Genomic DNA, 10089 nt, shown 5'->3' on the forward strand with positions numbered 1-10089 from the left:
ACTAACAACACAAACCACGACACGCCGACCAGACACACATTTTGTCCCTTAACCCCCATCCAGCGCTCCCCCAGTACCGACCGGGGACAGCAAAAAGCCGCTTGGTGGTGTCTCGTCGAAACGAAACCACCAAGCGGCTTTTTTAAGATCGCTTTTGAAGATAGGGATTAACCCTGGCGAGCCTTGAAACGTGGATCTTTCTTGTTAATCACGTAGACCTTGCCACGGCGGCGCACAACCTGAGCGCCCGGCTTGTTCTTCAGCGACCGAAGGGATTTACGGACCTTCATCGGGCGCTCCTTTCTTGTTAAGGGAAAGCCAGTTGCGACTTACACATTCCTGGTGGCTGGGACAATGAATGTATCAAATCCAGCCAATGACACGAGGAACAATGTTATCGCACGCTTAATGTAAACACCAAACCGGCTAATACACCCACGAACCTTCGATGGAATGACCCGCAACGAATGCGTCGGCTATTGGCGCTAAGCTTAACAAGCATGGATCGTGAATTACAGCGGGAAATCCGCACGCAACTGCACACCACCCCAACAATCGACCCCGCCGCAGAAGTAAGGAGCCGGGTATCGTTCCTGGTGGATTATCTGCACCACGCCCGTGCGAATGGGTTTGTGTTAGGGATTTCCGGCGGGCAGGATTCCACTCTTGCCGGACGCCTTGCCCAATTGGCGGTTGAGGAAATCCGTCAGGCAGGCGGTAGCGCTGAGTTTTGGGCGATGCGCTTGCCTTATGGTGTGCAATTTGATGAACACGACTGCGATATTGCCTTGCAGTTTATCCGCCCCGATCACACGCTGACGTGCAATATTAAGGACACAACAGACGCGATAGCCGACAGCGTGGCTATCGCGCTGGGACAACCAAGCCTGGGGGATTTTAACAAGGGCAATATTAAGGCGCGCCAGCGGATGATCGCACAATACGCAGTTGCCGGTGAAAAACGCCTGTTGGTGATTGGCACCGACCATGCGGCCGAGAACGTCACCGGTTTCTTCACGAAGTTTGGCGACGGTGCCGCTGATCTCATGCCGCTGTTCGGGCTTAATAAGAGCCAAGGAGCAGCCATGCTCCAATATTTAGGGGCGCCGGAGTCCACGTGGTTGAAGGTGCCTACCGCCGACCTGGAAGAGGACCGCCCAGCGATCTCCGACGAGGATGCATTAGGTATTAGCTACCGCGACATTGATGGCTATTTGTCGGGTGAGACAACCATCGAGCAGGCTGCGGTCGACCGGATTGAGCATCTGTGGCGAATCGGTCAGCACAAGCGGCATCTGCCGGTGACCCCGCAAGACACATGGTGGCGTTAGCCAAGCAACGCGACCACGCGACGGGCGCAGGACACTAACTCGTCGCCGTATGCCGCGGAATGCGTCACGGCGTGGACCGCCAGGGGGTGTAGTTGGTGGATGGGTATGTGTTCCTGCCAGGTATCCGGCAGCGGGGCGATTGTGTGGTAGCCGGCAATGATGTGCTCAAAATAATCCGCACCGAACAGAGCCAACATGGCGAGATCAGTTTCCGGGTGTCCGCCGTGTGCGGCGGGGTCGATAAAGACTGGTTTCACACCGCTCGGCGTGTGCTCATAGATGAGGTTGCCGCGCCATAAGTCGCCGTGAATGCGGGCTGGGGTGCGAACGGCGAAGTCGTGGTGAATGATGCATTCCAGCGCGCGGTCGATAACGCCCTCTGGATCCGAGAGATTGCCCCTGTCAGTGGCGGCGGCAACGAACGGTGCGACCCGTTGTTCGACGTAAAAGCTCGCCCAGTCGTCGGTGGGAATGCATGGTTGCTGTTGGGTGCCAATATAGTTCGGACCGTCCCAGTCAGGCGGCGGGCTGCCAAATGCTGGTGCGCCCGCAAGGTGAATCGTCGCTAGTTGTTCCCCGGCGATCACTGCGGCGTCGGCAGTGGGCATGGCAAGGCGCACTTTGCGGGTGGCGATGTGCGTCGGCGTTGCTGCTAACACTTCGACAACGCTTGTCGACGCCTCCCGCAGCCATCGCAACCCGGCGGCCTCAGCTTGGGCGGCACCTGGTTGCGTCGGGTACTTAACGAAGCTCTCGGGCATTAGTAACGTTCGGGTTCTTCCCCTAACCGGAAAGCCCGGCCACTAATTTCTTTGGGCACGATTCGTACATAGTTGTATTTCAAGGTTGGAACCCACGGTCGCAGCGGCAAGGAATCGCAGCGTTGAATTTCGCTATAATCCCGCACGATTTCGGCGTGGCCTTTAATCACCACTGACCAGGCGGTATAAGCGGTGGAATTATCAACCTCAAACAACACGTAATTATTTAATCCCACGCTAAAAAGCTTATTGCCTTCCGCGGTTCGGAAATAGATATTCTTGCCATCAATCACGTAATTGATGGGGAAAATATCCATGTCGTCGGAACGACGGACAACAAGCCGACCGAGCTTCTCAGTCTCAAGCTTAGAATAGGATTCATCTTCGGTAAGAACAATCACTGGGCTACTCATACTTTCCATACTGCCATTTCCACCCCACCTATGGGTAGGTGTACCGTTTTGGGGGTGGGTAAATGGTGGTTAATGACACTTACTGTGTGTTGTGAAGTGACAGCAACGCTGTGCTTGAAAGCAGCGCTTTCCTACCCGTGGCTTTATGTGATCGTGGTGGCAGGTTATGTTGCTTCCTACTGGTTACTGTCAGTTCTCCTCCGCCGCGGCATGCCACTCGGCGTCACTTATGGTATCTGGGGTGCGTGCGGTGTGGCATTGACTGCGGTTTTAGGCTCAGTATTTTACCAAGAACACGTCACAGTTCTAAGCGGGATAGGCATCGCAGTGATTATTGCAGGTATCGCACTGGTGGAGTTCGGTTCCCCACACTCGGGTGGGAATTAACATGGCGTGGTTGTACCTTTCGGCGGCAATCATCTTGGAAGTTATCGCCACCTTAAACCTTAAAATTGCCACAACAAGGCCCCGGGCTTACATCATCGTGGCGGTCGGTTATATTGGTGCTTTCGCCGCGCTATCCGCTTCGCTTGCTGCCGGTATGGGTATTGGGGTGGCCTATGGATTGTGGACCGCATTCGGGGTGGCATTAACGGCGTTATTGTCCCGCGCGCTATTCAAAGAAACGCTTACCCCCACCATGATTGCGGGAATTGGGCTTATTATTACAGGTGTTGTTCTCGTGGAATTTGGAGTTAACCATTAACCGCATTATTTCGCTTTTCGACGCCGAATTAGCCGCTTTTGGCACCCAATCCGAATGGGCTTTTCAGCCCACCGAATCCGGCTGCGCTGCCCGGCATCTGCCCTCTGGTGCCCTTTTCCAGATTCCTGAGGCAGAACCCAACCTGGAACTGGTCATTCACGAAATAGTGGCACGCACCCATCGCACCCCGATACAATTGCAGCGTGACGACCTGGTTTCCGGTACGTTTGTATACCAGCTCCACGAAAACGCCATATTTGATACTACTCTGTGCGCTGAATTGATCGCCACGCTTTCAGACGACACTGATCCTGCTGATGTCGCCTGGCTGATCGCAGCGGTGGATGCGCACTTTTCCTATCACCACGATGAATCCGACCTGTTTGTGATTCGCAATTACACCGCCGAAGTGGAAGATCAATGGCGCACAGTTTTTAAACCGCAGTTGGCCTATCGCAGCTAGTGGCGCAGACCGCCATCAGCTTCGAGCACCGCCACCTGCGGCGGGTCGACGGCGTCGAACCCCTCGATATAGCGTGCCAGGATCCCAGCGCGATCAGCATTCCACCGCCGCTGCATTTGCGTATCACCACAGTCAGCAACTATGTGGTCTGCAAAATCCACGAAGCCACCCGGCCCTGATTCCGCGAACCAAGCCCACACGAGATCACGACAGTCGACGAATACGGTGGTGTGCTTGTCCGGCTTGTCGGCGTCGTCAAGCTTTGACAGCGCAAACCGGGCTTCCTCAAAGGCACGAATCGACGCCAGCGCTGGTTGTCCGTTAAATAAATCCGTAATCATCACTTTTCGCTTATACTTCGCGTTTATCGTCGGTGTACAGAATCCGGTAGTAATCGTAATCTTTGGAGTCCATGTCCCCTAAATAGCGCCGTTCATGTTCCGGCACCGCTTCATATGCCTCCCGTAGCCTCTCACGACTAAAATCACTTGGCTCCTTCAAATACTCGAAATATGCCTGCCTGCACTTTTCTGCTGCCGTCTGTTTCCCTACCGCGCAGGCACTTTGCCCCTGGAGCGATTTCTTAAACTCCGTCGCATTCTCTACGATCGCGAACTCGGGCTTTAACCGCAGCTCCCCGATATTAGCCACCCGCACCCAGGCATCTTCGGTAATGGTGATCGCCAGGTCACCAGCGTCGATCATGTTTTCACATTCAGCAAAGCTGAAATCACGTTCCCCGATTACCGAAAGACGAAACGTCCCGTCGGCGAACGGCACGATTGTTGTTATCTCCCAACCGGAATCCGTATGAAGGAAAGCCTCTAAGGTAAACGCCACCGTGGCACCTGCATGATTGAGGTTATACATGGGATCAGTTTTCATCGGGTGTGGCTCATCCCGATTCGCCCGCGAAAGCGGAAAATCCGGCACTGGGTGCGACTGCTCACCACGAAGCTTATCCACTACAGATTCAAGAAAACCCAGGTATTCACCCGGCGTGGCATGCGACCACCGCGCTTCCAACACCCGGAAATCCCCCAATTCAGAAATGCGGACCGTCTCGCCGACCGGAATCGCGGGCACAACCCAGCCCGATTCCACATGATCCCGCATACCGGCCACATCCGTCTTACCCCAACAATCGACGATGCCGTCCTCATAGACAGTGAAATCCGTGAGAAAATACCCGCCGTTGTTGATCATCCCGTAAACAGTGACTCCGGAAACCTGTTGTAACCGATACACCGGAATTGACATGCCTTCACCACCACACACCGTTGAACTAATCGCCAACACACAGCATAAACCACATCGCCACCAGTGAAAACACCTAGCCTGCGATACTGGCGCAGTTCTTGCGGTGGGCTTTCAGCTTTGTCATCGCCTTGACAAACGCCACTAAAAATCATCGGGATACTCACCAATATCCGGTTGATTACGAGTTTCAGTTAGCCATGCGTGTACTGAGGGGGCAAATGGTTTGCGTGTGAATTGGCAACAAACGATACTGATCTGGAAAATGAGTGAGGTAAGCTCTCCCCACACCATGACAACGCAGAAAGGACGTCTCAATGAAAACCTCAATCCGATGGGCCATATCAGTAGCAGTAGCCATCTTCTTGTACACCCGACCAAACCCACTATGGCTACTCGTTTACGCCATCATCCTGGCTACCCTACTAGCCAAGGAATTCAACCGTTAATCCCCACCATCATCGTCAACAGCACTTTCGGGATCCTTCAAAACCCACAATCACGACCTAACACATGTCAGGTGTTTCCACGACCCCTAGAATCCGCACTACCTGACAAAACAAGAAAACCCCCGCCGATAACGGCGGGGGAATTAAAAACGGTGGAGCTAACGGGACTCGAACCCGTGACCCCCACACTGCCAGTGTGATGCGCTACCAGCTGCGCCATAGCCCCGTTTCGTTTCTTCTAGTGAAGCGAACGAATTAAAGGCTACATCACAAAGCGCTGGGCAATCAAATCAGCAGGTGAGGAATATGGTTTAGGCCTTAGTTGCCTGGTTCACCCAGTCGAAGATATCGGCGCCTTTGATCTCAGTGCCGTCGATGATTACGCGAGGCGAGGAAACGCTACCGGTTTCTTTCTCCAGCTTGTCGGAGTTCTTCGTAGCAAGCTCAATGTATTCTTCGGTCAGAGTGCCGTTGGTGATCGTTTTCACGGTCTCTTCGGAAGCGCCTACGCTTTTAGCAGCATTCGCAAAATCAGCGTCTTCCCAGTTGCTGGTGTAAATCTTCTCTTGGTCTTCCATGAGGAGCTTACGGAAGTTCCAGTACACCTCAGGGGATTCGTTTTTCGCTACAGCATAGGCGGCGGTACCAGCCATGGTGGAGTTACCAATCGCCTCCCGATCGAGGAAGTTAAGACTACGGATGGTGACGGTAATGTCGCCCTTTTCGATTGCGGTTTTCATGTCGGCGTCGGTCTGGACCGCGAGATCTGCACAGTGAGGGCAGGAGAAGTCTTCATAGAGTTCGACTGATTTCGCGTCAGCTTTTGCGTTGGCGGCTTTCAGAATAATTCCGTTGTCTTCATAGGTGGTTTCAAAGGCAACGGCCTCGTTGACGCGGTCGGTAGCTATGTCTTCTTTGGATTTATTTCCGTTGACGACAAGATAGCCGATCAAAACGGCGGCAAGTACCACGATGATCAGGACTGCCCAGATAAATCCGGAGCTTTTTTGGTTTGGGTTTTTAACTTTTGTGCTCACGTATTTTTACACCTTGCTTTTTGTTCCGATTGGTAACAGATGACAGAAGTTGCTTACGGTTGTGCACTGTAAGCGACTTAGCTATCGCTTTATGTATTCAAACTACCCTAACTGAGCTTTGGTTCCATATTGGCTGCGATTTCCCGCCCAGTATCCTGGCAATATCCGGGTAAAGGCTATGGGTAGATCGCAAATCGTTTATAGGGGCGGTACATGACCCATATGGACATGGCAAGTAATCCAATATCGCGCAGGATGGTAAATAGGTAGTCCATGCCGCCGTCAGCTAAGTCAACATCGCCGAAGCAGCCGCAGTCGATTACTAGACCACGTGCCCAGGCTTGCCCGATTCCGATCATGAATAGTATGAGCACCACCGCCGATAGTTTAGCGGCGAAGCGGAGGAAAATGCCGAGTAGAAGCAGCACTCCACCAGCCAGTTCCAGTGGGCCGATGAGTTTTCCAAGCAGGATCGACCAATAGGTGGAGAAGATTTCGTAGCCTTGGATGGCTTGTGCTTCTGCCATGGGTTTGCCTAGTTTTTGCCACCCGGCGATAATCCATACCGCGGCAAGCCCGAACCGGGCGAGGAGGCTGATAACGTCTAAGACTTTTGGGTTTAGTTTGGTCACAGCCACTTAGCTTATCTGGTTGTTGTTATGTGGTGCGAACTCAGATGTAACGACAGTTCGCACCACTGAGGATTTTACGCAGGTTAGCTACCTAGTACAGCAGATACCAGTGCCTGCGCTTCCTTTTGTACTTCCACAAGATGAGATTCACCTTTGAAGGATTCGGCGTATATCTTGTATTTATCCTCTGTTCCGGATGGGCGGGCGGCAAACCAGGCGGATTCGGTGCACACCTTGAGGCCACCGATAGCAGCACCGTTGCCTGGGGCGGCAGTGAGTTTCGCGGTGATGGGTTCCCCGGCGAGTTCGGTGGCGGTTACTTGTTCCGGCGACAGGGCCTTGAGAATCGCCTTTTGTTCCCGGTTTGCGTCCGCATCGGTACGGGCATATACCGGCGCACCGAATTCGGCAGCGAGTTCCGCGTACCGCTGCGATGGGGTCTTGCCAGTGACTGCGGTGATTTCGGCGGCGAGCAGGTCCAAAATGATGCCGTCTTTGTCGGTGGACCAGACGGTGCCGTTGTGGCGTAGGAAGGAAGCACCGGCGGATTCTTCGCCGCCGAAGCCGATGGAGCCGTCGATAAGCCCTGGCACGAACCATTTAAATCCGACGGGAACTTCCACCAGTTTCTTGCCGAGGTTTGCCACCACGCGGTCGATCATGGAGGAAGATACCAAGGTCTTACCCACCGCGTCGGTACCCCAATCGGGCCGGTGGGCGAAGAGATAGTCGATAGCGACCGCGAGATAGTGGTTCGGGTTCATAAGGCCCGCGTCGGGGGTGACGATACCGTGGCGGTCGGCGTCGGCGTCGTTGCCGGTTGCGATGTCGTATTTGTCACGGTTGTGAACCAGAGATGCCATGGAATTGGGTGACGAACAGTCCATTCGGATTTTGCCGTCGGTATCCAAGGTCATGAACCGCCAGGTAGCGTCGACAAGCGGGTTGACCACGGTCAGGTTGAGCTTATGCGCATCGGCAATCGCACCCCAGTAATCCACCGAGGCGCCGCCCATCGGATCCGCACCGATGGACAAACCGGAATCACGGATCGCGGCGATGTTAATCACGTTTGGTAGGTCGGCAACGTAGCTGTCGAGGTAGTTATAGGGGGTCACACGCGGGTCGAGGACGCCGGAAACGCTGGTGCGCTTAACCTCAGCCATGCCGCCCCGCATGATGTCGTTGGCGCGGGCAGCGATCCAGTCGGTGGCATCGGTATCCGCAGGACCGCCGTTTGGAGGGTTATACTTAAAGCCACCATCGCGTGGCGGGTTGTGCGACGGGGTAATCACGATGCCGTCAGCGCGCTTCGGGTCGGTACCGGTCACACCCCCGTCTAGTTTGGCGTTGTGCGCCAGAATAGCGTGCGATACCGCAGGTGTTGGAGTGTAGCGGCCCCGGTCGTCGACAAGCACCGTGCAATCGTTGGCTAGGAGAACCTCAAGGGCGGAAATCATGGCTGGTTCGCTCAGCGCGTGCGGATCGCGCCCGATGAAAACTGGGCCGCCAATGTTTTGGCTGCGGCGATAATCGACGATCGCTTGGGTGGTCGCCAGAATGTGGTTTTCGTTAAAGGCGGTATCCAGCGACGATCCCCGGTGCCCGGAGGTGCCGAAAGCGACCTGCTGATCGGGGTTTTCCACATCTGGGGTGCGAGTGTAGTAGGCGGTGACTAATTCTGCGATGTCGATAAGATCCTGCGGTTGTGCTAGTTGGCCTGCGCGTTCATGAGCCATTACGGGAAACTCCTTGAGTGAAAGTGACGATACAACTACCCTCCATCATCTACTTTTTATTCCGGTTGCGCACGATTTCGCTATAAAAGTCACATTAAGGGCTATGTTAATAGGGGTATGCGCATGGTATTTTTCGTTGCGGTCGGAGCCGCCGCCGGGGCTGGATGTCGCTTTATCCTGCAACAATTTTCGCTTGTCGACGCCCCCACGTCCGTGCTGCTCATCAATATTCTGGGAAGCTTCCTGTTTGCCATGGTTCTTAGCCAGCCGACGTGGCTACGCCCGCTTGCCTGTACCGGCTTCCTTGGTGGGTTTACGAGCTTTTCGACGTTCATAGTGGTGGCTACATCCCACACACTCATCGGCGGAATCGCCTACAGCTTGGTAACCGTGACATCATGTATTGCCGCCTGGCTAGCCGGTACGGCGCTGATGAGGCGGCGGAAATCATGATCGTTTCATTGCTTTTCGTGTGCCTCGGCGGGGCGATAGGTGGCGCTACGCGCTACGCGCTCAGCGTGACACTCCCCCGGTTGGTGTCCACCATGATCGCCAATTGTATTGCTTGTGTTGTAGCCGGGATTGCTCTGCAGTGTTTCTCCACAGCCACGCTCGGATACGCGGCATTACTAGTCGGCGTAGCCGGGGCATTATCGACTTGGTCGACGTTGGCGGCCGAACTCGGGCAGTTGCTGACGGAAAACCGCTATGGTACCTGCTTCCTGTATTTCGGCGCCACTATGGTCGGTGGCACCGCTGCACTGGCGTTAGGAAGCCTCATTGGCGGTTTGTGCGCATAAAGAAAACCCAGCAGGGTTTCTGCTGGGTTTAAAAGAGAAGTTAGAAGGTTGGGGCGCCAGGCCACGGGGTCTTGCCCTTGCCACGGGTAAACAGATTATATAGAGCACCAATGACGAAGTAGAGCGCTGCGAAGGAGCTCAACCCACCGAGAACGGTTCCTGCAATGGTATCGAATTGCAGATGTGGGTGGGTTGTGGACTGTGCCATCGCTGCTGGGCTGAAAATGATGAACATCGCGATTACTGCGGCAATAGCAGCTACGGCTGCAACCAGTGAACGGGCAGACAAAGACATCGTGTAAAAATCCTTCACCTAAAAGAACAATAACCTTGACAAGTCAACGCACATGGCTACCACCAAATTCTTTGTGATAGCACATGTTTTTGCGTTGAACACATATTGTTATCGCCGCGAACGACGACCCCGTTACACCGGGGTATGTTTTAACCCCCACCTGTGGTGTTGGGTGGGGGTTGGTTGTTGAGTTTTATTGGTCGGCG

General features: G+C 54.3%; 16 protein-coding genes and 1 tRNA gene. 7 read left to right on the forward strand and 10 right to left on the reverse strand.

Features of this window, described 5'->3' with window-relative positions:
• Positions 1-167: 167 nt before the first annotated feature.
• Positions 168-290, reverse strand: a complete 123-nt coding sequence (gene ykgO / locus Q4D85_RS14050; RefSeq protein WP_003852698.1) for a type B 50S ribosomal protein L36 — start codon at positions 288-290, stop codon at positions 168-170.
• 210 nt (positions 291-500) lie between these two features.
• On the opposite strand from ykgO, the gene nadE reads away from it, so the two are divergent.
• Complete coding sequence (gene nadE, locus Q4D85_RS14055) at positions 501-1331, forward strand: ammonia-dependent NAD(+) synthetase (protein WP_303201393.1); 831 nt, start codon at positions 501-503, stop codon at positions 1329-1331.
• Here the strand turns inward: nadE and Q4D85_RS14060 are convergent.
• Together Q4D85_RS14060 and Q4D85_RS14065 are read right to left on the reverse strand one after the other, a co-directional pair.
• Positions 1328-2092, reverse strand: a complete 765-nt coding sequence (locus Q4D85_RS14060) for a fructosamine kinase family protein (RefSeq protein WP_303201395.1) — start codon at positions 2090-2092, stop codon at positions 1328-1330. The genes nadE and Q4D85_RS14060 overlap by 4 nt on opposite strands.
• Positions 2092-2505 (reverse strand): pyridoxamine 5'-phosphate oxidase family protein, encoded by a 414-nt coding sequence (locus Q4D85_RS14065; protein WP_303201396.1) that lies wholly within the window; start codon positions 2503-2505, stop codon positions 2092-2094. Before Q4D85_RS14065 ends, Q4D85_RS14060 begins: the two co-directional genes overlap by 1 nt.
• A 72-nt stretch (positions 2506-2577) precedes the next feature.
• Here Q4D85_RS14065 and Q4D85_RS14070 point away from each other — a divergent pair, with 72 nt between their 5' ends.
• From Q4D85_RS14070 to Q4D85_RS14080, 3 genes are read left to right on the forward strand one after another with little or no spacing between them, the layout of a single operon-like run.
• Complete coding sequence (locus tag Q4D85_RS14070) at positions 2578-2892, forward strand: multidrug efflux SMR transporter (RefSeq protein WP_303201397.1); 315 nt, start codon at positions 2578-2580, stop codon at positions 2890-2892.
• A gap of 1 nt (position 2893) precedes the next feature.
• Positions 2894-3211 (forward strand): multidrug efflux SMR transporter, encoded by a 318-nt coding sequence (locus Q4D85_RS14075; protein ID WP_303201398.1) that lies wholly within the window; start codon positions 2894-2896, stop codon positions 3209-3211.
• On the forward strand, positions 3180-3674 hold the full coding sequence (locus Q4D85_RS14080) for a hypothetical protein (protein ID WP_303201399.1): 495 nt from the start codon (positions 3180-3182) through the stop codon (positions 3672-3674). Before Q4D85_RS14075 ends, Q4D85_RS14080 begins: the two co-directional genes overlap by 32 nt.
• Here the strand turns inward: Q4D85_RS14080 and Q4D85_RS14085 are convergent.
• Both Q4D85_RS14085 and Q4D85_RS14090 read right to left on the reverse strand, forming a co-directional pair.
• On the reverse strand, positions 3671-4015 hold the full coding sequence (locus tag Q4D85_RS14085) for a hypothetical protein (RefSeq protein ID WP_303201400.1): 345 nt from the start codon (positions 4013-4015) through the stop codon (positions 3671-3673). The two genes, Q4D85_RS14080 and Q4D85_RS14085, sit on opposite strands and share 4 nt — an antisense overlap.
• A 10-nt stretch (positions 4016-4025) precedes the next feature.
• Positions 4026-4934, reverse strand: a complete 909-nt coding sequence (locus tag Q4D85_RS14090; protein WP_303201401.1) for a hypothetical protein — start codon at positions 4932-4934, stop codon at positions 4026-4028.
• Between the two features lie 314 nt (positions 4935-5248).
• Here Q4D85_RS14090 and Q4D85_RS14095 point away from each other — a divergent pair, with 314 nt between their 5' ends.
• On the forward strand, positions 5249-5380 hold the full coding sequence (locus tag Q4D85_RS14095; RefSeq protein ID WP_303201403.1) for a hypothetical protein: 132 nt from the start codon (positions 5249-5251) through the stop codon (positions 5378-5380).
• Between the two features lie 153 nt (positions 5381-5533).
• Here the strand turns inward: Q4D85_RS14095 and Q4D85_RS14100 are convergent.
• The 4 genes from Q4D85_RS14100 to pgm all read right to left on the reverse strand — a co-directional run bounded on the left by Q4D85_RS14100 (position 5534) and on the right by pgm (position 8788).
• A tRNA-Ala gene (locus Q4D85_RS14100) sits at positions 5534-5606 on the reverse strand.
• A gap of 85 nt (positions 5607-5691) precedes the next feature.
• Entirely contained in the window at positions 5692-6417 is a 726-nt protein-coding gene (locus tag Q4D85_RS14105; RefSeq protein ID WP_303201404.1) for a thioredoxin domain-containing protein, read from the reverse strand.
• A gap of 176 nt (positions 6418-6593) precedes the next feature.
• On the reverse strand, positions 6594-7049 hold the full coding sequence (locus Q4D85_RS14110) for a MauE/DoxX family redox-associated membrane protein (RefSeq protein WP_303201405.1): 456 nt from the start codon (positions 7047-7049) through the stop codon (positions 6594-6596).
• An 83-nt stretch (positions 7050-7132) separates the two neighbouring features.
• A complete protein-coding gene (pgm, locus tag Q4D85_RS14115; RefSeq protein ID WP_303201407.1) occupies positions 7133-8788 on the reverse strand; it encodes a phosphoglucomutase (alpha-D-glucose-1,6-bisphosphate-dependent) in 1656 nt (551 codons plus the stop codon).
• A 123-nt stretch (positions 8789-8911) separates the two neighbouring features.
• Here pgm and Q4D85_RS14120 point away from each other — a divergent pair, with 123 nt between their 5' ends.
• Complete coding sequence (locus Q4D85_RS14120) at positions 8912-9241, forward strand: CrcB family protein (RefSeq protein WP_303201408.1); 330 nt, start codon at positions 8912-8914, stop codon at positions 9239-9241.
• Positions 9187-9588 carry a CrcB family protein gene (locus tag Q4D85_RS14125; RefSeq protein ID WP_303201410.1) on the forward strand — a complete coding sequence of 134 codons (402 nt, stop codon included), beginning with the start codon at positions 9187-9189 and terminating at the stop codon, positions 9586-9588. Before Q4D85_RS14120 ends, Q4D85_RS14125 begins: the two co-directional genes overlap by 55 nt.
• Before the next feature lie 40 nt (positions 9589-9628).
• Here Q4D85_RS14125 and Q4D85_RS14130 read toward each other — a convergent pair whose 3' ends face one another.
• Complete coding sequence (locus Q4D85_RS14130) at positions 9629-9883, reverse strand: hypothetical protein (protein ID WP_303201412.1); 255 nt, start codon at positions 9881-9883, stop codon at positions 9629-9631.
• Between the last annotated feature and the right edge of the window lie 206 nt (positions 9884-10089).

It is taken from the genome of Corynebacterium sp., from assembly GCF_030532965.1.
Lineage (GTDB): Bacteria > Actinomycetota > Actinomycetes > Mycobacteriales > Mycobacteriaceae > Corynebacterium.